The 24,707-nt window shown below is 47.4% G+C and carries 15 protein-coding genes and 1 riboswitch; of the genes, 4 read left to right on the top strand and 11 right to left on the bottom strand.

Annotated features, from left to right (window positions below; translation table 11 throughout):
* Positions 1–20 precede the first annotated feature (20 nt).
* The 8 genes from AC1S8V_RS13280 to AC1S8V_RS13245 form a co-directional block, all read right to left on the bottom strand.
* Entirely contained in the window at positions 21–7,475 is a 7,455-nt protein-coding gene (locus AC1S8V_RS13280) for a fibronectin type III domain-containing protein (protein WP_482073976.1), read from the bottom strand.
* 155 nt (positions 7,476–7,630) lie between these two features.
* Positions 7,631–8,653: an SDR family oxidoreductase gene (locus AC1S8V_RS13275; protein WP_482073975.1), complete on the bottom strand. Its 1,023-nt coding sequence runs from the start codon at positions 8,651–8,653 to the stop codon at positions 7,631–7,633.
* A gap of 97 nt (positions 8,654–8,750) precedes the next feature.
* Positions 8,751–9,176: a cupredoxin domain-containing protein gene (locus AC1S8V_RS13270; RefSeq protein WP_482073974.1), complete on the bottom strand. Its 426-nt coding sequence runs from the start codon at positions 9,174–9,176 to the stop codon at positions 8,751–8,753.
* 432 nt (positions 9,177–9,608) lie between these two features.
* A complete protein-coding gene (locus tag AC1S8V_RS13265) occupies positions 9,609–10,568 on the bottom strand; it encodes an EamA family transporter (RefSeq protein ID WP_336759865.1) in 960 nt (319 codons plus the stop codon).
* A 108-nt stretch (positions 10,569–10,676) separates the two neighbouring features.
* Positions 10,677–10,787, bottom strand: a riboswitch (purine riboswitch).
* A 147-nt stretch (positions 10,788–10,934) separates the two neighbouring features.
* Positions 10,935–13,154 (bottom strand): DEAD/DEAH box helicase, encoded by a 2,220-nt coding sequence (locus AC1S8V_RS13260; RefSeq protein WP_482073973.1) that lies wholly within the window; start codon positions 13,152–13,154, stop codon positions 10,935–10,937.
* A complete protein-coding gene (locus AC1S8V_RS13255; protein WP_482073972.1) occupies positions 13,151–14,491 on the bottom strand; it encodes an ATP-binding protein in 1,341 nt (446 codons plus the stop codon). The genes AC1S8V_RS13260 and AC1S8V_RS13255 overlap by 4 nt, the downstream gene beginning before the upstream one ends.
* A gap of 6 nt (positions 14,492–14,497) precedes the next feature.
* A complete protein-coding gene (locus tag AC1S8V_RS13250; RefSeq protein ID WP_482073971.1) occupies positions 14,498–16,129 on the bottom strand; it encodes a TerB N-terminal domain-containing protein in 1,632 nt (543 codons plus the stop codon).
* A gap of 162 nt (positions 16,130–16,291) precedes the next feature.
* A complete protein-coding gene (locus AC1S8V_RS13245) occupies positions 16,292–16,888 on the bottom strand; it encodes a biliverdin-producing heme oxygenase (protein WP_482073970.1) in 597 nt (198 codons plus the stop codon).
* 237 nt (positions 16,889–17,125) lie between these two features.
* Between AC1S8V_RS13245 and AC1S8V_RS13240 the strand changes: the two genes are divergently transcribed.
* From AC1S8V_RS13240 to AC1S8V_RS13225, 4 genes are all read left to right on the top strand, one after another.
* Positions 17,126–17,923, top strand: a complete 798-nt coding sequence (locus AC1S8V_RS13240) for a Nif3-like dinuclear metal center hexameric protein (protein WP_482073969.1) — start codon at positions 17,126–17,128, stop codon at positions 17,921–17,923.
* Between the two features lie 200 nt (positions 17,924–18,123).
* The gene (locus AC1S8V_RS13235) at positions 18,124–18,549 is read left to right on the top strand and encodes a DMT family transporter (RefSeq protein ID WP_482073968.1); all 426 of its coding nucleotides are present in this window, start codon (positions 18,124–18,126) and stop codon (positions 18,547–18,549) included.
* 45 nt (positions 18,550–18,594) lie between these two features.
* Positions 18,595–19,293, top strand: coding sequence for a Crp/Fnr family transcriptional regulator (locus AC1S8V_RS13230; RefSeq protein WP_482074472.1), 699 nt, complete (start codon positions 18,595–18,597; stop codon positions 19,291–19,293).
* Between the two features lie 14 nt (positions 19,294–19,307).
* Positions 19,308–19,796 carry a DMT family transporter gene (locus tag AC1S8V_RS13225; RefSeq protein WP_482073967.1) on the top strand — a complete coding sequence of 163 codons (489 nt, stop codon included), beginning with the start codon at positions 19,308–19,310 and terminating at the stop codon, positions 19,794–19,796.
* Between the two features lie 86 nt (positions 19,797–19,882).
* On the opposite strand, the gene AC1S8V_RS13220 is transcribed toward AC1S8V_RS13225, so the two are convergent.
* From AC1S8V_RS13220 to AC1S8V_RS13210, 3 genes are all read right to left on the bottom strand, one after another.
* Entirely contained in the window at positions 19,883–20,599 is a 717-nt protein-coding gene (locus AC1S8V_RS13220; protein ID WP_036608916.1) for a YebC/PmpR family DNA-binding transcriptional regulator, read from the bottom strand.
* 279 nt (positions 20,600–20,878) lie between these two features.
* Positions 20,879–22,600, bottom strand: coding sequence for an assimilatory sulfite reductase (NADPH) hemoprotein subunit (cysI, locus tag AC1S8V_RS13215; protein WP_237175613.1), 1,722 nt, complete (start codon positions 22,598–22,600; stop codon positions 20,879–20,881).
* Between the two features lie 53 nt (positions 22,601–22,653).
* Positions 22,654–24,489, bottom strand: a complete 1,836-nt coding sequence (locus AC1S8V_RS13210) for an assimilatory sulfite reductase (NADPH) flavoprotein subunit (protein ID WP_482073966.1) — start codon at positions 24,487–24,489, stop codon at positions 22,654–22,656.
* Between the last annotated feature and the right edge of the window lie 218 nt (positions 24,490–24,707).

Genomic DNA, 24,707 nt, shown 5'->3' with positions numbered 1-24,707 from the left:
ATTATAGCACTAAAAACCAATCAAGCGGTAATGACTTGAATCAGCTTATTTAAGCGGAAGATCAGTGCTGCGGCTTCGGATCTGCTCAAGTGCTGCATGGGACGGAAGCTGCCGTCTTCATATCCGGTAATCATGTACAAACCTGCAAGCTCCTGCACTTCTTCTTTTGCCCAATCAGATACATCAGTCTGGTCGGTAAACACTCTTGGGGAAGTCAGCGGTTCCGGCCTGATTTTACGGACAACATTTGCTATGATCTTGGATGCCTGTTCACGTGTTACCAGCGCATACGGAGCGAACTTGCCATTCCCCATACCTTGAACCATCTCATGATGAACGGCTGCCTTAATCTCAGGAGCGAACCAATCCTCATCGTTCACATCCTGAAATCCATGCTGTTCATTGACCGTTGTGTCCACACCCATCAGACGCACGATTAATGCGGTAAATTCTGCACGCGTGATCGGACGGCGTGGCTCAAAGCGAGTTTCGCTTACACCTTGAATGATATTCTGTTCTGCCAGCCAAGTGATCTGGTCTTTATTGAATGTTTGGCTGATATCAATAAAATTGATATTTTTTTTCACAGGTAAATCAAGTTGCTTAGAGGGTTCAGGTTGTGAACTCACCTCATCGGCTTGTTCCGATGTACCGTTTGGACTCGGGGTTGCACCGCCACCGCTCCAGGCGGATGGTGGATATGGAAAAGTCATGGCTGCGGCCCGTTTGCTTTCACTTTTTTCACCCGCTGAATTCTCCGTCCAGACGACCACCTCATAATACTGCTCGGCATTCAGTCCTGTCCATACATAACTGCGCTGTGTGCCACGATAGATCTCACGATCTTTATAGGTGATCACAATCACCTCATTCATTGATTCCAGTTCCCAAGTTAGCTTCATTGTATTCGTCCCTTGCGTAATTGCTGCCACTGTCAGATCCTCAGAAGGTAACGTTTCGAACTCTGGTACTTTAAGCGCCTCACCCTCCCCTGCCTCATTGAATGGAATGATGATGATGTCATTATAACGCTCTGCACTGTTTAATTCAGACACATGTATGGATGTCTCCGTGGTCGTTCCCACAAGCTCTTCATTTCGATAGACTCGATAACCTGCAGCACCAGGAATCAGTTCCCATACAATGTCTGCACCATACATCGAACGTCCCTCTACTACAGGAGGTGAAGCAGCACTACCGGGCAAAGTCATGGCATGAAGGTAATAACCACCATCACTACTGCCCGAGACATTCATGGTCTTAACTGTGTAGATATAGTTTACGCCCGGTTCGAGTTCCTTGTCGTCATAGAACAGTTCGTCTGCAGGAACACGAGCAACCTCTACACCATCACGCTCAATGATGAACTGCTCGGCACCTTCGACCCGGCTCTGTTCCAATAGAAGACGAATGTGGTCCTTCGCCGAATGATACTCCACTTTGACAGGAGCTGCTGGCTTGGTCAGGACAGAATACGCCAGCTTCTCCGATGCATCTCCCTGATCATTCTCTGTGTAGATTTCAATCGGGTACTGCTTGCCTGCATCCAGTTGATCTACGATAAACTCTTTTTGTGTGCCTCGGTATACTTCTGTACCATCCAGTAATACAACGAATGTTTCGTTCACATAAGGGAAGTTCCATTCCAGTTTGGCATGATCAGTCTCGGGGTATATTTTCATTTCCAGTGAATCAACATGAGGCAAGGTGTAAAAAGGAGTCACGGTCATTGGGCTTCCTGAACCAGCCGTATTATAAGGAATAATCTGTACCTGATCATATCGGGTTGCACTCTCCAGATGTGTTAATCTCACCTCTGTGATATCCCCTTCTTCAATAGTGGTGAACATCTGATCTCCGATACGTATGGTATATCCCTCCGCACCTTGTACCTTTGGCCAAGAGATCAATCCTTCCTTTTCCCCAATATTCATTGCAAGTAAAGGTTCGTTAATGGTCGCAGGCAACGTGCGCAAGTGAACTTCAAAACCGAAATCACTCTCACCCGTTGCATTCGATGTTTTGATGGTATACGTGTAACGCTCTCCTGGTGTCAGTCCATGATCTTCAAATGAAACTTGATCTGCCGGAACCCTTGCGACTTCAACCCCATCCCGCATAATGATGAATTGCTCTGCTCCCCGTGTGGAGCTGCCATTCAGGTCGAGTGTCGCGGTCTGATCTGTGATGTGTGTTACGCCTGCCGTCTGAGGTGATATAGGTTTCGTTAAAACCTGAATCTGAATAGACTCTGACCGATGACCATCTTCATTAATCGCAACAAGTTCGAATTCATACGCTGTGCCATCCAGCATACTGTTGAGATGTACAGACGGTTCAGACACGCTCTGTACATCTCCCGTTACCCGATTACGAATTTCATATGCAGCGGCTCCCTTAACAACATCCCAAGCCAGATCCACCGCATGTGTTCCGGCTTCAACTGTGATACCTTCTGCAACCAATGGCAACGTTTGAGTCATTATACCGAAAGTAAGCGGCGCACTCGTTCCACTCGCATTGACTGCCCGAATCACGTAAGTGTATTTCGTTCCTGGCGACAGATCCTTGTCTACGAACCCGCTTTCACTCGAATCCATCTGAGCAATCTCTCTTCCATCCCGTTCAATGACGTAATGATCTGCCCCTTGGACGCCTGTGTTGCTAAAATCCAGGCCAAGGCTGTTTTCTGCTACATCATATACTCGAACTTCAACGGGTTTTTCAGGCAAAGTTAACAAGGATACATCCGTTGCTTCCGAACGAGTCTCTTGTCTGTTGACCGCCCAAAGTTGATAGTGATGCCAAGTCCCATCCTTGAGCCCCGTAATCGTTGCTTCATTCTCCATTCCCCTGTAGATTTCCTTGCCATCCTGCTCAATCACATACTCAGCGGCACCTTCCACGACAGACCAGGACACCTTTGCACGATGTACTCCTGGATCAACAAGTACTTCGGCAGGCGACACTGGTTTGGACAATCGGATGAGCTGTGCTGTCTCACCTGAACCAGAAGCATTCGCAGCCTGAACTTCCAAAGCGTACTCTGTACCTGGCAACAATCCCTCAACCGTGTAGGCAAGTTCTGATGTTCTGCCCACTTCTGTTCCATTGATTTTCACAATATAGAGATTCGCCGTATCTACAGCTTGCCATGCAAGTCCCATACTTGTCTCACCAGTCCATGTGACATTCAGTCCTTCCGGCCTGCCAGGTAGCGTAAGAATTGTACTACTGGTGGATGTACCATACCCGGCAGCATTGCCTGCCTGTACTTCATAGGTATACTCACGACTGCTTGACAGATGGTGGACTGCGAGTTGTGTATCTGATATCTCATGGCTCTGTCCATCGATGACCACCCGATATTTCGTTGCCCCGGCTACGGGTTGCCAGCTCAAGATCGCTCCCTGTTCAGTTACTTGAATAACGTGAAGTCCCGACGGGCTCTCCGGTAACGTTGTTCCTGATGCTGCACTGCGAATGCCTTGTCCACTTCCATTCACCGCTTGAACATCCAGTTGATAGGATGTTCCCGAATCCAGTCCAGTAAAGACCCATTCCAGAGTTCCGGCAGAAACTGTTCCCGACTTCTCTCCATTCAACCATAACTCGTAGCGATCGGCTCCTCGTACTGCGTCCCAACCCAGACGAAGACTCGTCGTGGAAGCATCTGATACATGCATACTTGATACCTGCCCAGGTAATGTCTTCAGCAAAGGTAATCCTGCCAACGGCCCTGGTCCAGTCTCGTTTCCGGCAATTAATTCGTAGCTGTACTCCGTACCACTATCCAGACCCGAATCCAGATACTCCGTCTGCTCTCCTTCATATATGGCTGTTCCATCGCGTGAAAGACCATAATACGTTGCAGAAGTCACCGTCTCCCATGTTAATGAAATATCATGCTCCCGAATCTGAGCGGCTACAAACTCACCGGGTACTGCCGGCAGTGTGAGAAATCCAGTTCTACTGCTACCACCTGCTCCGCTTTCATTCATAGCCGTTACCGAGATGTTATGAATGGTTCCTGGAACGAGGTTGCTGACATAGGGAAGGCTACCAGGATCAGATACCGTCTGATCAAATACGGTGGCACCGTCCGAAGTAGTCGCGATGATGCGGTAAGCATCTGCTCCCCGTACTGAATCAAATTGAATTTCGGCCAAATTGGGCTGTGAATCTACTTTTCGAACGTGCAACGTTCCGGGAGCTGCCGGGGTAGTTAATACTTGAGCGCTTACTGCATCACTTACTCCGGTATGGTTTCTCACTCTAACTTCATATTCATAGACCTGACCACCACTTAGGGAGTGATCGATTATACTGTGGTTAGGATAATCCAGTCTCCATGACTGTCCTGTTGTTTTATTCGTTATCTTATACTGATATCCATCGGTATACCTTTCCCCCGTCGGCAACTCCACTGTAAGTTCAGCTGATGTCTCACCGATCTGTGTCATTCTCACATGACTCGGTTGCTCAGGCTTGCGTTGAAGATGGTAAGGTGATGATGTTGTCTCATATGTATTACCTGCTCTGTCCATGGTTTTCGCATGGATGTACCATATGCCTTCCGATTCGATGGATATTTTATGCTCGTCAGAGCGAGCTTCAAGCCAATGATCCGGTGATTCTGCACTGTTCGTAACTTGATAGAACCGTTCCAACTCCTGAATGCCTGAATGAGCATCGGTATACTGAATAGTGGTAGGTATGTCCGCGTCCGTCCAGCCTTGTCCGTTCGTTGTAAATGTAATCGTTGGAGCAATCTGATCCACATAGGCGATTCGACTGATTTCCTTGCTCACATTGCCAACGGTATCCCTTGCTCGGGCCCGAATGGTGGTAGCCCCATTTCTACTTACTGTACCGCTATTTCCTGTAATATACGGGGCATCATTCATGCTGTATTCATAGGATATCGCTCGTTCATCCACACTTCCAGCGATAGTGAATTGCACATGTTCTTTACTCCATCCAGAAGAACTTAAACTAATCACCGGCTCGGTTGGAGCTGTCGTGTCGATTCGAACCGTAGCCTGAGCGGACGTGCTTATATTGCCTACACGGTCAAGTGAGCGTGCATATACGATCGTTTCTCCCTCATCGGCAACCGTCACTTCGCCCGTGTAATCGATCCAGGGACCATCTTTGTTAAGTCGATATTGGCTCTTGGCAAGCCCACTGCCTGCATCTTCACCACTGTTTATTGCAAAAGTTACATCCTGATTCGTCCAATCCTCTTCACTTAACGTAATCGTTGGTTGCTCAGGTCCAGTCTTGTCGATTCTGGCAGTTGCCGAAGTGGAAGCACTGACATTGGCGGCTCGATCAACACTTCGTGCATAAATCTCGGTTATCCCTTCTTCACTGAGTGTAAAAGGGGTCCTGTAGTCGATCCACTCTCCCTCGCTACCCAGCCTATACTGTGTCAGACCAATGCCACTTGCTTCGTCCATCCCCTCCGTTAATGTCACGATTACCGCCACTTTTGTCCATTCGGGCGGATTCAGCGAGATGACAGGTGGCGTTGGTGCCGTCCGATCTACTCTGGCTGTCACAGCCGTTTCCTGTCCTGTATTACCAAACGCATCAATACTGCGTGCCATAACCGTTGTGTTGCCTTCACTGCTTACGGTAAACGGAGCGCTGTACTCACGCCATTCTCCTGCCGGACCAACTTTCACTTCAGTCTTCTGAGTTCCGCTTAAGGCATCCTTTCCTTCTTCAACCGTTACGAGAACATCTTCCTTTGTCCATGCGGAAGGAGTGACTGACACGGAAGGAGCAGTCGGTCCCGTCGTATCTTTGATCATTTCACCAGCGGATATAAACGAAGTCTGTATGCCTTCTCCATTCAGTGACGCCACAAATACTTCATATTTTCCGTCCGCGAGTCCGGTCAGGGCAAACGATGTACGTGTGGAAGTTGTTGTTCCTGATGCAAGGACCTGCCCACCTGGACTGCGTATTTCTGTTTTGTAATGGGTACCCGCAGGGTTACTATTATTATTCCAGCTCGCTGTAACGGAGTTGCCTGATTGTGTCACAGCCGCCGCAGAGGGTGGATTAGCCAGTGTATACTTGGAGGTTGGACTGGAGTAACCCGTATAGGAACCACTTGAATTTTTGGCCCGTACGGCAAAAGAATAACTGGTATTCGGAGTGAGTCCAGTCACCTGCCGACTGTTTAATATACCTGTATCCACAATCTGATTCGTCGTCATATTCTTCAGTTCATACGTAACGGATGCATCATTCGCCTTCTTATCCCAATTCACCGTCAAGTTATTAGAATTAACCAATGTATATGTCGGCGTTCCCGGTACAACAAAACTTCTTACCGTAAAGTTAACGGTTCCTGCTGAGGACACCCCACCTTTGTCATCCATGACCCATACCTGCAACGTGTGTGTACCATCTGGCAGGGTGTCAGGCAAGGTGTAGTTAGTGTTGAAAGATTGATTCGAACCCGTCGCGGTCATCTGGGTCAAAATGTTCTCAGACCCACCATCGATTGACCATTTGACGGTCAACAGGTCTCCTACATCCGTATCTCGCGTTGTACCGGAGATCTGAAGTTGCTCGCCTTTGTAATACGTTTGACCCGAAGAGGGTGCTGTTAGTGTAAATGAAGGCGGAACATTTTTGGGACCGATTCCCACAATGGTCGAAAATTTGCGTGAAGCCTGATTCGCTGTTGACTTGGCGTCCCACCAAAATTGTGCAGCTGTATCACTCGCCGTAACGGTCTGGCCTGGAGTGAACGCTGAAGGTGAAGACCCCCCAGTGAGTTGGGCGCTGTCTGGGCTGCTGTACTGTCCCATATATATGCGATCCGCATTCACAACATTGTACGTATTGGCATAAAAAGCCGTGACCTGAACACCGCCGCTGTAATTGCGCCATCCATTCTCGATGACTTCAAACGGAGAAGCATCATTGCCATTCACCATCGTATCCCAATAAAATGTTCCACCCAAATTGAGTGCCGATCCACTGCGATTGATGGCTTCCAGTTCAACCTTCATGTACCCACCCTGCGAAGTAGCATTGACGATAGATACACGCAAAATATATTCGACATTGTCCTTTTGCCGGGACATTTCAATCACATTATTGTTAATTCGGTAATAATTAAGCGGCAATGTTTTGAAGTTCACGGGAGATCCGTTGTGGTCGATAATGGTGGATACATTCCCTGTATCACCACCGTAAAATACATTCGTGTTTGGTAGTAATACAATTCTGTATTTACCGTCACTGTTCATCTCCACTTTCACCTTGGAGGACTGCACAGCCTTCATGCTGGACGTATCGGATACAATCCCGATTGTTTCAACCATTTCAGCCATTACCGTGACTGCACCCCATTCAAGCAACAAGGCTTGAGGCGACAATAACGCAAATGCCAGCACCACTTTGGTTAAGTGTTCTGCTTGTTTCTTCACACGTTTTCCTGATTTCTTCAACGTCTGCTCTCCTTTTTGGCACACAAAAAAGGGAGGCACCCCAACAAAGGAACGATGTCCTAAGTTGGGGTGCCTCCCCTAACAAGTGTCATTTTTTCTTGATTATAACGATTAAGCGCATGAATGTAAACACTTGATCATGAACGCCTGACTACTCATTTCTCATCTCTGATCTTCAATAACGCTTCGTCCAATGCGCCAACGACCTTGTCACACCATACATCAAATTCCGGATCTTCGGTCTGTAATTCAGGATGCGCCAGAATGTGCTCAATCGTACGTCGAATGCCCTGGTCGGCTCTTGTTGTTGCTACAAATTCCGGAACAAGCCGTTTCAGCTTACTGTTATCGAACACAACGGTATTGGCTTTGTCCCCCAGCAAACCGCCGCGCAGATCCTGGTCACTGCATGCTGCCAAGAACTCGGAGGGTACATGTACCGCATGAAGCTTCACTCCCAACACACCGGCAATAATCTCATGAATCTGATTCCAGGTGACGGATTCGTCCGAGGTGATATGTACCGATTCACCAATGGCATGGATATTACCCATAAGCCCGATAAACCCTTTGGCAAAATCAGTATTGTGTGTAATGGTCCACAGTGAGGTGCCATCTCCATGGATGATAACGGGTTTGCCTTCACGTATACGCTTGAGAACCTGCCAGCTGCCTTGAGCGCCATGAACACCGAGAGGTACCGATTTGTCGCCATACGTATGGCTCGGACGCACGATGGTCACCGGGAATCCGTGCTCGCGGTATTGTTTCATCAGATAGTCTTCACAGGCGATCTTATTGCGAGAATACTCCCAGTATGGATTCGATAAGGGCGTACCTTCCGTGATCCGGTAATCAGCCAAAGGTGTCTGATACGCCGATGCTGAACTTATAAAAATAAACTGCTTTGTTTTATCCTTGAACAAACGGTAATCTCGCTCCAATTGAGACGGTACAAAAGCGATAAAGTCTGCCACAACATCAAATTCCAGATCAGCTATCAGTTCCGCTACACTTGTTTCGTCATTAATGTCCGCTTGAAGTACGTTGACCTCACTAGGTAAGTCATCGTTATGATTGCCGCGATTAATCAAATAAAGCTCACAGCCTTGCTGTGCAAGCATCTCCGTAATGGCCGTACTGATGGTGCCTGTCCCTCCAATAAATAGCGCTTTCATTTTCGCCACCTCCTGATCGATTTTACCCACTTCCTCATGATATCACGCACCAAAAAAAGGAGCAAAGCTCGGTCACCCGAAACCATGCTCCTTCTGCTTATACGACCTTAATCGTTCCGTATATCATGTACATGCCACAGTGAATCTCGTATTCTCCCTTGGGCAGATCTTTGTCGACCGTATAATAATTGTCTCCCTTTTGCATGTATAGATCCATGCCAAGCTTTTGTGATCCCACTGATTTGACATGTGTCACCGACCGGGTCAGAATAAAGTTGATTTTGGTCGGTACGCCAGCTTTCACCTCGATAACGTCTGGTCCAAAACCATCGTTGCTCACGTCCACATCAATGACTTCATATCCCTTCAAATCCTCCGGTGTCTCTGCTTGCGCAGTTACCGCACTTCCCGATCCCGGGGACAGGTCTTTGCCCATAAAATAAACCAAAAATGATCCAAGCAATACAACAACGGTCAGGCCCAATGTTAACCAAGGCCATGTTTTTCCAAACCAGCTTCTCATCTAAACACTCCTCATTCGATGTCCCATCCATATTCAATCCACAGACAGATGTATTCTTTAAGCATACCTGATTCGCATGACAATGAAAATGACCCCTCTGGGCTATTGCGATTGAGCTATATAAGTGGAACTAAAGAATATTTACACTGGACACTCCGATGACAGAACAACCTTTCGATCGCTGTTATCCCCAGATTTTTTGATTTCCTTTTTCAAAGGGTAAAATCCGGGAATAGCGTATGCTTCCGAAGCAGCTTTCTTTCAGAAAGCTTTTAGGCGCACGCTTCGCTTCTTCAGGTTATTTCTGTCCTCTCCGTTTCGTGTAAATGTTTAGTTCAATTTATATAGAAAATTTCAATCAAAAAAGCCTGATTTCTCAGGCTTATTACGGGTATTCCCGCTCATGCTCCTCAATATCCCTTTTCGTGTGAATCAGGAATAGATCGGTTTACTTCGACTTCGACTTCGTCTCATGCGTAATTTATACAACTCTGGCAGGGCTACGCCAATGAGCACAATGATAACCCCGAACCATTGCAATCCGCTGACATGCTCATGGAGCACGATAGAGGATAACAAGACTGCAATTGGAAGCTCCACTGCCCCCAGAATTCCGGCCATGTCACCACCAATATGCGGAACGCCAATGGCGAACAGTACTGGTGGAATGAAAGCCCCGAAGAATCCGAGCAGAAGTCCAAATACAAGCAACTGGCTCCAGATCAATCCGTTAAAGAGGAATGTCGGCGGGAACAAAATGCACAGCAGGATCAATCCGCCTGTAACCATCCACGCACTGCGGAAGGCCGGGTGTGCAGAAGGAACTGCTTTGCCGCTGAACAATACAAACAGGGAATAACTTACGGCTGCCATTAGTCCAAGAGCAATACCCAGACCGTTGAACTCACCCAGTCCCTGTTCCAGGAAACCGGCTGCCAGCAAGGTTCCTCCGAATAGAATGATCAACGTCAGGAACGTGACTTTGTCTGGACGTTGACGTTTGCTTATCGCCTGAATCAATACGCTAATCCATGTGAACTGGAACAACAGGATTATGGCAAGTGAAGCCGGGATATAACGTAAAGACTGATAATAGACGAGACCTGTAATTACCGTTGGTGTTCCGGCAGCCATCAATAACAGACGTTGTTTCCACGTCAACCGTTTGAAAACCTGTGCCACGGCTCCTGATGCTTTTCCAGCTGTTTGTGACTTGCGTTTTGTTCTAAACCGTGTGTATAGCGCCAGCATCCAGGATAGGAGAAAACCCGTAATCAGTTGTGCCCCTACAACCTCTCCAAGTTTATACCCTTCACCGTAAGCCAGAACCACAATCGTGGATAATATGCCATAGCTCATCGCTCCCGCGAGAACGGACAGATAATATTTCATTTGTGAATAAACCTCCTGATGATTGAAAAATACGTCCGCATGTTTGGTTCATGCCAAGGTCACAGACACCATCGAAAATGCAAAAAATCCTAACTACGAGCAAGGAATACATCGATTCCTTGGCATCGTAGTTAGGAAGTATAGGCTTCCCGTAGAGACCCTCGCCCTGTGTACACTTTCGGCCTGCGAGGTTATACGAAATGATATATGCAATTTGATGTAATTCGTGTGTGACGACTTTTCATATATTACATGGGAGGTGAGGTGGTGTCAACCCTATTCAGTGTAAAAGTTGAAATACAAATATTACACGAAGTCACTTCGATGCAGTACCCTCTTTTGAGTTACTCTTATTACGCAACAACGTCATACACGATTGGAATCCGAGGAATCCCACTCCAATGTTTGCTGTAGACCTGCCTTCAATCCATCCAGATCCAGCCCATCCACGGCAAAAGCCTCACGGATCAAAAGCGGCGCGACGAATTCATCGTACTTGCCCAGATAAGGTGCTTCATCTTCAGCCAGTAACGCAGATGCGTCTTCAGCCGTCCGACACTCACTCATAATCTCGGCTAACAATGTTCGTTCATCGACCTTGCCGGACACTACAAAGTAATATGGCTCCATGGGCACAACCGAACGCAAGGCCAATTTGCTGGACAGATTATGCTTCATCAGGCGCTCCAATGTACGGAATGATTTACTTCCCACCCAAGGAAGAACATACATCGAATCTCCCCCTGCCGGAATAACGACCTGCTTCAACAGTCCGCTTTCACGAGCTAGGCGGCGTGCCCGTTCCAGTCGATTGACGGCTTGCGGTGACAGGTAGGGATAGATCACTGAGTCGGACAACACTTCACGCATTTTCTGTACCACCGACGTATGAATATCTCCTCCCGCCCCAAGCCATAACGTATCCACTTTTCCTTTGGCAGACTTCACATACACAGCCTTGTGCTTGTGATCGACCTCTTCCACTTTCCACAGTTTGCCTGCGAGCGAGAAGCAATAGCCGGGTGGGGGCACGGTTGTAATCGAACCAATCTCTTCCGAGCCGTTCAGTACTTTGTGTTCCTCATCGTCCTTAAACACCGCGTAGAAGCGATAATTATTCACGATTTTCTCACCTGTCAGACCGATAATCAACGTTCGCTCCTCTGTCCATTGCAGATGATCCGTCTCAATGAGGTAATTCAGGAAAGCCTGATATTGATCAGGTCTAATCAACGCAAATGGGGCCAGCGAAAGGATCGCTTCCGCAAGGTCTCTCGGCTCCGCCTCCCCCATACTTTTCAGCATGCTCATCGTCTGATGGTAGAGTACACCTATGGGCATTTTGCGGGCTTCAAGCGGCTCGACCCATTTTGTTTTTACATATAATTCAATAACAGCAATCGCACGCATCAACGTCCACGGCATACGTGCTGGCAATTGAGCTTCCTCATCCTGTTCCTCCGGACATACAAAAAGCATCTCCGATGCCATGTCCTCTCGTCTCCCTGAACGTCCCAGACGCTGTACAAAGCTGGAAGCACTATACGGTGCACCGAGCTGAACCACACGCTCCAGCTCGCCCAGATCGATACCCAGTTCAAGCGTGACCGTTGCCGCAGCAACCGCGGGCCCCGATCCGGTGCGCAGGGCGGCTTCCGTTTCCTCCCTCAGCATGGCGGAGATACTTCCATGATGCACATGGAACACATCACGTTCCTGTCTGCGAGCCGCAACGCGTCTCATCTCAAGAATGGTGACTTCGGCATCCGTGCGACTGTTGGTGAAGATCAGCGCTTTTTTACGATGTGTGCTCTCATAGATGAAGTCATAGTATGCTTTGCGTGCGTTATGAAGCTGCTCCGCCTGCTCCTCGTCCTGCGCATCCGGAAAAGAGAAATGTTCCACTCGCAGTCGCAGCTTGCGCCCCCCCGGGGAAGAGACCACATCTACCCCCTGCTGCGTTCCGGCAGCAAGCCAAGATGTAGCCGCATTATAGTCACTAAGTGTAGCCGATAATCCAACTCTTCGCGGTGTACAGCCAGCCATACGCTCGATTCTGGCAAGTTCGCTGAGCACCTGAATGCCCCGATCTGCTCCCATGAAGGCATGTACCTCATCGATGATGACATACCGCAGGTCATGAAACAGTGCCGGAATCGCATTCGGGCGATTCATGAGCAGACCTTCCAGCGATTCTGGCGTTATCTGAAGCACACCGGACGGGTTCTTCATCAGTTTTGTTTTCTCCGCCTGAGGTACGTCCCCGTGCCAATGCCAAACCGGAATATTCCCTTCGGTTAGCAGATCCTTAAGACGTTCGAATTGGTCGTTTATCAGCGCCTTCAGAGGTCCAATATACAGGATACCAACCGATTTGGAAGGCCGTTCATGCAGCTCGGTCAATGCAGGAAAAAAAGCCGCCTCTGTCTTGCCGGAGGCTGTGCCAGCCGCAATCAGCATATGATGCGGGGTATGAAAGCAGATATTGCAGGCTTCAATCTGGGCAGGCCGAAGCGATTCCCATCTTTTTTTATAAATAAACTCCTGAACAAACGGCGCCAGCCGATAGAATGGATTATCGTTCATAATTCAAACTCCGCCAGGAAATCGTCCAGATCATCCGTATTCGCGGATGCATCCCCTTTTCCCGCCTCCTGAGGATTGGCAGCCCGCTCACCAAGTAATTGAGTATAAGTCACTTCGGGATTCTGGTGTAACGTATGCAGTACATCCATAAAGTCCCGTACCACTTCACGCGTGGTCAGCAATTCATCCGCACCCAGTCGGTTCACCGCCGTTTGCATAAAATCAACCAATTGTTCATCCGTCAGACTTGCGCTGTATCCAAAATGCAGGGCATGAATCTGCCGCAACTTCTGGAGCAGAATCAGAATCTCTTCATGTGATAACATCGCCAGCTTCAGGATCGGACCTGTATAGTTCGCATACGCTTTGGCTGCATAACGACCATCAATAAGCCTGGAGCGAAGCGCTTCATAGCTGTATAATCCGCGCCGTTCATCCTCCACAAATTGCGGCGTACCGCCTACAAATATGCCCAGGTGCTCCGCCTTGCCCTGCATCGTATCATTGAACATGGTCAGCAATTTCTCATAGTTGCTTTGACGGGAGACGCTGTTTGTAATTTTGTACAGATTCACCGCTTCATCAATGAACAACAGCAATCCCTTGTAACCAATGCGCGCTGTAAATTCAGACCACAATTTGAAGTAGTCATACCAGTTGTCATCGTCAATAATGACGCCGACAGCCAGTTCTTTTTTTGCTTCCGTTTTGGTTGCAAATTCTCCTCGAAGCCAGCGAAGCGCCGCCTGTTTGCGATCATCATCAGCCAACTTGTACCCGTTCCAGTAGGAAGCCAGTACCTTGGCAAAATCAAAGCCGTGAACCAGATTCTGCATCTCACCCGTCACCGAATAGATCTGCTTCTCTACTTCCAGCGGTAGAGCGGGGTCATCCGGGCGCAGGTTCTGACTCTGCATCGTGGATTGTTGCAGCCCTGCGATCCATTTTTGCAAAATCGGCTCCAACGCTCCCCCATCAGGTCGCGTGCGTGTAGACAGACGAGTCATCAGCTCACGATATGTGGCAAGTCCCTGACCTTTGGTACCCACCAAACGTCGCTCAGGTGACAGATCCGCATCCGCCACAACGAAATCGCGATCCATGGCATAGTTACGAATCATCTGCAAAAGAAAGCTTTTACCACTGCCGTAACGGCCCGTAATGAGTTTGAACGCTGCGCCGCCCTCGGCAATATTGTCCATATCCCGCAAGATGGCTTCCACTTCCGGTTTCCGGCCAACAGCAATCTGCTCCAGTCCAATTCGCGGGACAACACCTGCCGTCAACGAATTTACAAGTGCGGTGGTCAGCCGCTTTGGTATTTTAAGTTCTGTCACTACATATCACCTCTTCACATGTTCGAACACATCTATATAATCAGGAACAATCCGATCACCATCGATCAGAAGATCACCAATCGTTTCCATAGCCACATCATTAATCTCATCCAGTAGAAGCGTAGGCATCGTTCCATATTGTTCAGCCAGACGCATCAGCTCAGAATCAGGACTTGCACCAAGAAGAGCATGAATCGCTTGCACCTGCTGAGGGGATAGTTCCTTGGCAAAAAGCAGCCATTCTTCATCCAAATCACCCTCTACACACGCGTCCCATTGCAACCTAATCGGTTCTGCTGACACCCCTGTTGCTTCAGATGGTGCTGTATCCTCAACGAATGGAACTCGCTCTTTAGAATCCTCTGGTGAACTCGCTTTATACTGCGTCTCCATGACACCTTCTTCAATGATATGACGCTGAGCCTTAACAGCTGTTTCCGTTGTGTTGATCAGATTTATTTCAATCGTTGTGCTGTTTACGTCCTTATCTTCAGAAGAGTGATCATCCTCAATTGTAAGGGCCATTCGCACGTACTCACTTTCCTGCTGTAACGACGCCATTTTCTCTGAATCAATACGAATCACCGGTTGTTCCACAGACTCCGCCTGCTCGGTCGCATATGCTTTGTCCAGGTAACGTTCAATCAGATTCGCAAGTTCAGGCTCAAGGGTCTGTCCACGCAATCGGCCTCTGAATCCGAGCCGTTCACGAAGTTTATTTTCAGTACATCGATAGATCCGCGTAACCATCTGCACAAAATCAACCTGTTCACCTATGGGCATATATCTGAACGATACCGATCTTCCATAGATGGAATCATCATAGACCGCTTTGCGAAACAGGATGCGCTCCACCGTGCGTTCATCGTTGGGATCAAACTCAGGCAACAGTCCAACTTGTCGCGTACGTTCCAGATACGAATGAACTAACGCCATGACCCGTGGGATGTACTGTTCCATCACTTCTTTGCCACCATCTCTATAGAACTTACTGAGTGTAATATCGTAATCATAGTATCTTTGCAGCATATTCAGCGAGATATCCGATACCTTATCCTGTAAAATACGTTGCAGCTCCATATCCAGCAGTTCTGCTGGCAGATATCCGCCCGAAAGACCCATGACTTCAGATAATGACGTCTCCATCTGATGGACCAGCACATAATCGACCATCCACTCTTGCATATATATATTTAATTGGGGAAGCCGTTCACGGTAGTTCACCCATAGCTGCTTTAATTGATTATAACCATCCAGAGGATTCTGCCAGCCAATGCCGTTAATTAACTCGTAGATATGAACAAATAGATAGGACAAATCGGTATCCGGGTATCTTCCCTGACGAACTTCCGTCCTCCAATATATATACCATTTGCGCTGGGCTTCGTTCATCACACCATACGTTGGCCAGTAACTCATGAAAGGTACCCACGGGGATATATCTCCCTCCACCTCTGCCCAATGCCTTGCTTCCTCTACAAAACGTTTCTCTGAGGATAATATGCCTCCACGATGCTGCATCCCATCATAAGCACTCTGCACAATGGTTGAACGATCAGGAATCGAAACAGCTGCTGTCTCAGGTTCTTCACTCAAATCTATCTCCATAAATTCCAATTGTCTTGAATCGTCTTTCATAGAACGTTATCTCACCCTCCTCCAAGACGGAATGCGAACAAGTGTATCCATAGGGATCATTATAACACTTGTACAAAAAAGAAGGCATCTCTGCCCTCTTTTATATACAACATATTTCATCTTTATTATTCTGGTTCTATCCATTTGAACCGGATGCCCTCATCACTTGTCTGTATTAATCCATTGATCAAGCAGTCGGAATGTCTCTGAAGCTGTATGCACCATCACATCATGATCTTCTGTTGAGGACACGGATTGCTGCAGCAATTCCGCGAACTCGCTCCATCTCGTTCTTGTTTCTGTGCCATACGCATTAAAATATTCCAATCCACGATCAGCTTCAATGGGCAGAAACTGCGATAATCGCTTAGTCATGATCTGTCCCCCATTAGTGGACCCCTCAATCACATATAAATATCCGAACAAACGTGCAGATGTTGAGATATCCGGCAGTTCTTCACAGAGCGGAAGTTGGCTGATTTCCTCTTCACTGGCACCCAGATTTCGCAGATCCTTTTCCAGTAGTCCTGCCTTACCTCTGATCTCCATATCCAGCCCCGTACTTCCCCAGAAAGGCTGCTTTACAGCCTGATCTTCCAGCGGTTTCAGAAATCCATAAAATTTCTCCAGATATTTTTTATACTCTTCTGTACTCACGGTTTGATTCATAATAGCCTTGGCATAAGCGTTCTGCTCCACTTGTCTATGATAATGAGCGGTCTCGCTTTTCAGACGTTCCATAATATTCGTTGCTGTCATGTAATCATCACCTTTCGCAATCTGTTTTTTCAATCAAAATAGATGCTTCCATTCAACCTAGATAAAGGCTCTATGTAAGTATACTTTTTCTTGTACTAGAAAACGATATGAATCCTTCATCGTTACTCGTTGGATTATTTCCCGCATTGTTATGATAACTTAGCTACAATTCATAGGATTTCAATTTATCAAAATGATACACTAGCTATAAAACCTGTCATTGGAGGACTTATGCGCATGAATATAACCATTCAAGACATTACACAGTATCTCACAGCCCATGTAGAGTTACCGGAGAACACGGTGGATCGGCTGATTACTGGCTCGTCCGACCAAACGGTCACAGGTGTGTTTGTTACTTTTATGCCCACTCAACATGTCATTGAACATGCTATACAGCGTGGGGCCAATCTGATTATCGCCCATGAATCCCCCTTCTACAACCATCACAGTCATACCGATTGGTTAGCCAATGATCCAGTTTATGAAACTAAAAAAAGCTTGATCAACGAAGCAGGCATCTCCATATATCGCTGTCACGATGTGATCCACCGTTTTCAACCGGATGGCATTACAGAAGGGTTGATCCAGGCATTAGAATGGTCCTCCTATGTGGAGGAAAAAAGACCGGAAGCCGATATCCTTTCCTTCCCCGTAGATATGACTGTGCAGCAAATTGGCGAGCATTTGAAACGCACACTTGGTATCGACTATGTACGAGTAGCTGGTGATCCGAGGATGTTATGTAAACGTGTAGCTGTGCTTGTGGGTTTTCGTGGCAACGGCAATCTGACGATTCCTCTGCTTCAAAGCGAGCAACTGGATCTGATCATCGCAGGTGAAGGATTCGAATGGGAGACGCCGGAATACATACGTGATGCTGTGCAACAAGGTAAGCAAAAGGCTCTCATTATGATGGGACATGCTGAAAGTGAGGCTTCCGGAATGAAGTTACTCGCACAGAGACTGGTGAAGAACTTTCCTGAACTGCCTATTCACTTTGTAGGGGAGCAACCTGTGTACACTGTGATATGATCTGATGTGTCCTAACTGGAATCGGATCGATTCAGATGTTTGAGCATGAAATAGATTAATGTAGCGCGCTATCTGGATTTTCGATGTCCTTTATTGTACTCTAAATGCTGTGACTTCAAAGCTGAGGACATTTGTCCTTGGCGTTTGGGGTCAGTTTATCATTAAATAGAAGTCGAAGTGATTGAATAAGGAGCGTACATATGAGAGGAATTATTTTTGCATTACTGGGCGGCGCGTGTATCACGCTCCAAGGGGTTGCCAATACTCGGATTAGCACCGACATGGGCACATGGCAGGCCGCTACGATTACACAACTGACAGGATTCATATTAGCGGCGCTGATCCTAATATTTGTTAGAGACACCAACCTTCAAGGACTCAAACAAGTAAAACCCATGTACCTGGCTGGAGGTGCTTTTGGCGCCGTCATTATTTTCAGCGAAGTAACGGCAATTCAGCAAATTGGGGTTACATTCACGATCTCGGCCCTGTTGATTGCTCAGCTGTTCCTGACTTTTCTGGTGGATAGTAACGGATGGTTCGGCGTGGTGAAACAAAAGATGAAACTGCCTCAATTTCTGGGCATTGCCTTGATGATCACGGGCGTTATCATTATGAAACTATAGTTTTTGGAGAAGGATTGAAACATATCGTCGGGGGTGAACAACATCGTGCAAGAGATCCATAACGAGCAACAATTAATGCAGTATCTGAAGCAATATCAACTCGAAACTGTATTTCACGAGCCCCTGCGTACACATATGACGTTATGCCACTTCGAGAAGTGTGAACTGATCTGTCGTGAAGGGGAAACTTCCGAATATTTGTACGTACTAGTCGAGGGTAAAATCAAGATTTTCACCACCTCCGCTCAGGATAAAACGCTGGTACTTTGCTTCAAGACACCGCTTGAAGTTGTCGGTGACATAGAGTATGTCCGCGAAAGCGATATTGTTAATACGGTTCAGGCCGTGTCACCTGTGGTGATGCTTCGCATTCATTATCAATGGCTCGCTGAGCTTGCCAGCGATTATGCACCTTTACTTAAATTTTTGCTCAAAATCATCTCTCACAAATTCTACATTGACTCGAACTTTTCCAATTTCAACCTGATGTATCCCGTTGAGGTTCGTCTAGCCAGCTACCTGCTCTCCATCTCGACAGAAGAAGCGGGCAGCATCGTTCACGAAGAGCTGGACGCGTTCAATCTGACCGACATCGCGAATCTGATCGGCACCAGTTACCGACACTTGAACAGGGTCATCCAGAAGCTCTGTACAGACGGGTTAATCGAACGACATCAAGGATTGATTATGATCAAGGATCGAGCGGGTCTACGTGAAATAGCAGGTCACAACATTTATGAATAAGGAGTTCGACAACCATGTTAATCACAGGTATTTCGCTTGCACTACTGGCAGGTGCACTTGTCAGTCTGCAAACGATTTTTAATAGCAAAGTCAATGAACGCACCGGTTCATGGTCCACAACAACGATGGTGCTTTTCACCGGATTCATAGCTTCATTCCTCATCTCTCTGCTGGTGGAGGGCAAAAATACATTCAGCTTCCAGCATATGCAACCTTGGTACTGGCTCAGTGGAGCTATAGGTGTTGGTGTAGTCTTCTGTCTGGTGCAAGGGATGAAGCTGCTTGGTCCCACGTATGCCATCTCGATCGTGCTAACATCCCAACTGAGCTTTGCACTCTTATTTGATTCCATGGGATGGCTCGGTCTGGAGCAAATTCCTTTTTCGTGGAATCAGCTGCTTGGTGTACTTGTCATTGTAGGCGGAATTGTATTGTTCAAGTTCGGTGGGCGTAAATCAGAAAAATCAGGGCAGTCCCCTGGAACGTTGCAGTCTGACTCATAAACGAACAAAAAAAGAGTGTCCGTCCAATCCGGCAGATTGGTCAGACACTCTTTTTTTGCAATCACACCACGTATCGTCTCGTTATCTTACACGAACTCTACGTTATGGTAGACCTGCTGAACATCTTCAAGGTCTTCAAGCGCATCGATCAGTTTCTCGAACTGAGCTTGTGCATCCTCTGGAAGTTCAATATGGTTTTGCGCAAGCATCGTCAGCTCGGCTACTGTGAACTCAGTAATACCAGCAGCTTTGAATGCTTCTTGTACAGCGTGGAATTGATCCGGTTCTGCATATACAATTACAGCATCGTCTTCGTCCACGATATCACGTACATCCACATCTGCTTCGAGCAAAAGTTCCAGTACTTCCTCGGAGTTTTTGCCTTCTATACCGATAACCGCTGTTGGATCAAACATGTAAGCAACAGAACCACTGACACCCATGTTGCCAGCGTTTTTGTTAAACGCAGAGCGCACTTCCGGCGCTGTACGATTTACATTGTTAGTGAGTGCATCAACGATGACCATCGCACCATTCGGTCCGAAGCCTTCATAACGCAACTCTTCATAGTTCTCATCCCCGCTGCCTTTTGCTTTTTCCATCGCACGATCAATGATGGCTTTGGGTACATTATACGTTTTGGCACGTTCCAGCACGACTTTCAGTGCACGGTTCGCTTCCGGGTCCGGTTCGCCCTTCTTGGCAGCTACATAGATCTCAACACCGAATTTGGCGTAGACCCGGCTCGTGTTTGCATCTTTTGAAGCTTTCTTTTCCTTGATATTATTCCACTTACGACCCATATCGTTTCCGCTCACTTTCAACATGTAATCTGCTTTCTACTATGCCATTATATCTTGTTGAGCGTACTTCAACAAGTTAATACACACGAAATAATGGGAATAACTGCGGTGATAATCCATCTCCGCTTGAAATTTAGCCACAGTTTTTTCTCTCATAAATCTCTCAGCAGCAACTAACGTTACCTCTATTATCTCCATATATAGCAGACAAGAAGCACCCCTTAAAGGAATGCTTCCGCCCTAAATCAGTCCTAAGTTCAGTTCATCTTACCCGGTCAATTAAGCGTGAAATTGTCGACCATCCAACACTTCAGGAACATAACCGGCACGAATGACAAAGTCTCCGAAATGTTCACCTTCATTGCGCTCTTTGGCATACTGATTCACCATTGGAGTTAACGTGTCCAGAATCTCGGTTTCGCCGATGTTTTCTTTGTACAGCTTGTTCAAGCGATGTCCAGTGAAGCTGCCACCAAGATACATATTGTATTTCCCTGGTGCTTTACCGATAAATGAAATCTCCGCCAGCATCGGTCTTGCGCATCCGTTCGGGCAGCCGGTCATCCGAATGACAATCTCTTCGTCTCTCAGCCCAGCTTCGTCCAATACAGGCTCCAGTTTGTCGATCAGGGACGGCAAGTAACGTTCGGACTCAGCCATCGCAAGGCCGCAGGTCGGAAGCGCAACACAAGCCATCGAACTTCTGCGCAGCGCAGAGTAATGTGCACCATCGGTCAGATTGTACTGCTGAATCAGCGCTTCTATCTTTTTCTTTTTCTGGCTGCTGATATTACCGATGATCAGATTTTGATTCGCAGTCAGACGGAAATCACCCGTATGCACTTTGGCAATTTCACGTAGACCCGTCATGAGCGGATAGCCATCTACATCTTTTACACGACCATTCTGAATGAACAGCGTGTAGTGCCATCTGCCATTATTACCTTTTACCCAACCATATCGATCTCCGTTAGTCTCAAAATGATAAGGACGTGCTGCATCCAGTTTCCAACCCAAACGGGTAGTCAACTCTTCAATGAACCACTCCACACCACGGTCATCCAGCGTATATTTGAAACGAGCATGTTTACGAACGGCACGATCTCCATAATCACGCTGAATCATAACTGTTTTCTCTGCAACATCAATCATTTGCTCTGGCGTACAGAAACCAATGACTTTGGACACCTGAGGATAGGTTTTGGCGTCACCATGAGACATCCCCATGCCGCCACCAACGGAAACGTTGAAGCCTTGCAGCTTGCCGTTCTCCACAATAGCAATAAAGCCAAGATCCTGTGAATAGACATCCACATCATTGGATGGTGGTACAGCAATACCGATCTTGAACTTCCGTGGCAAATACACTTTGCCATAGATTGGTTCAACTTCTTCGTCGGAGTCCTGGGAATCAATCACTTTCTCTCCGTCCAGCCACAGCTCATGATAAGCCCGGGTGCGAGGGTCCAGATGATTGCTCACCTGACATGCCCACTCGTACACTTCAGCATGCACATCGGATTGATTCGGATTCGGGTTACACATCACGTTACGGTTTACGTCACCGCATGCAGCCAGTGTGCTTAACAACGAATCGTTCACTTCGCGAATGGTGTTCTTAAGATCCCACTTCAGTACACCATGCAGTTGGAAAGACTGACGTGTGGTCAGACGAATCGTCTCATTCGCATATTTATGTGCCACTCTGTCCATCATCAACCACTGCTCCGGGGTTACAACCCCACCGGAAGCACGCACACGCAACATGAATTGATATGCAGGCTCCAGCTTGGATTTGTGACGCTCGTTACGCAGGTCACGGTCATCCTGCATATAACTGCCGTGGTGTTTCATCAGACGGTTGTCGTCCTCTGGAATTGCACCCGTGATGCGATCGGCCAACGTTTCGGTCAGACTTCCGCGCAAGTAATCACTTTTGATCTTTATATCCTCCACATCGCTATTCGTGCGCTGTGGGTTAAGTAAGTTATTATAAACCATGCTGCTTTCTCCTCTCGTCTCTGCGGGATGGTGCAGTCCGGCTTGGCCGGTAATTAATAGACGTCCCGCTGATAACGTTTCTCCTGCTGTAACCGTGTCAGATATTCCGATGCCTGCTCAGGCGATAAACCGCCTTCTTGTTCAAGAATCGTGGTGAGCGCAGCATGCACATCATGTGCCATTTTTTTCTCGTCACCACAGATATATACGCTTGCACCTTCCTGAAGCCACTGGTACAGTTCTTTGCTGTGTTCCAGCATGCGATGTTGTACATACACCTTCTGTTCCGTATCACGTGAGAAGGCTACATCCATCTTCGTGAGCACGCCATCTTTGAGCCAACGCTGCCACTCCGTCTGGTACAAGAAGTCCGTGGCGAAATGCTGATCTCCATAGAACAGCCATGTCTTGCCCTCTGCTCCTGTTTCTTCACGCTCACCAAGGAAAGATCTGAACGGCGCTACACCTGTACCTGGGCCAACCATGATGATTGGTGTATCCGGGTTCTCAGGCAGCTTGAAATTCGGGTTATGCTGTATATATACAGGCAGGGTGTCGCCAGCTTCGATTCGTTCAGCCAGATGTACCGAGCATACACCGTAACGTTCTCTGCCACGCGCTTCATAACGTACCGAGCGAACGGTTAGATGAACTTCATCCGGGAAAGACTTCGAACTACTCGCTATGGAGTACAGACGTGCCGGAATTTTGCGAAGAGCAGCTACAAATTCTCCGGCAGGAATCCCTTTCAGATTATAATCCTGAACCAGATCAAGCAGATCACAGCTATTCATGACTGTACGGAATTCGGAATCATCTGCGAGTAACGCCGTCAGGCCACTCCCAGGATTCAGTTTCGCAAGCTGTTCCACGACCGGTTTCGTTACAGCTGTAATTTCAAAATAACGCAGGAACGCTTCGTGCACAGATGCCTGATCGCCGTTTTTATTCACGGTCACACGTTCATCGGCATTCCATCCCATGGCTGCAATCAATTCCTGCACAAGGCGCGGATGATTCTCAGGGAATACCCCAAGGCTGTCACCTGGCTCGTAGTCCAGGCTGGAGCCTTCCAAAGACAACTCAATGTGGCGTGTTTCACGGTCCGATCCTCTGCCATTCAGATTGAGATTCTCCAACACTTCAGCCTTGAATGGATTCGTGCGATCATATTCGGATTCCCCGCCGCTCACCGCAGCTGTAACAGCCTCAGTGGTTACCGTACTCGCAGCAGCAGATGTACTGCTTAAGGATGCGAGTACTTCATTCATCCACTCCGCAGCTGCTTCATCAAAATCAACATCACAGTCCACGCGTGGTACAAGGGCTGTACCACCCAATTCCTGCAATCGTTTATCGAAGTCCTTACCTGTCTGACAAAAGAACTCATAGGAGGTATCTCCCAGAGCCAACACCGAGTAACGAAGTCCTTCAAGCTTTGGAGCCCGTTTGCTGTTCAGGAATTCATGCAGCGGAATCGCATTATCCGGTGGTTCGCCTTCGCCATGCGTACTGACGATGATGAGGAGATTTTCAATTTTCTTGAGTCCGTTCGGTTTGAAATCTCCCATCGATGACAACGTTACCTGAAGACCTTGCTCTTCAAGTTTCTTGGCCAGCTTCTTCGAAAGGCCGCTGGAATTTCCGGTTTGTGAACCAAAAAGCACGGTAACTTCCCGGGATACTGGCGGAGCACTTACAGGTGCAATACCTGTAGCTGGTGCAGCCTGTACCAGGTTAGCTGGAGCCGCTATTGTCGCGCTTGCCTGAATTGCTGCAATATATCCGCTCAACCAAGTACGTTGTCCATCGGTCAATGTAGGAATAAGACGATTAAGCAGTTCAACTTGTTCTTGATTAAAAGGGCTGTTTGTCACTTGAAGTTCCACTGTTTGCCACCTCGCGCATTGCTTCGATTTTAATTCCGACTAAAATCATCACATTAATTTAATTTCTTCTCTCTAAAACCTAACACACCGGGTGTTGAGGGTCAATTTCAATGATTTTATAGCATTTATCAGTTTCGCTGATAAAGGACAAAAAACAACAAAAACCCTCCTTTTTAAATCAAGGACGGTTTTGTTTTATTTTTAATTTGGCGGCCAGC

It is taken from the genome of Paenibacillus sp. B46(2026), assembly GCF_056786355.1.
This window is presented reverse-complemented; position numbering and strand designations above follow the sequence as displayed.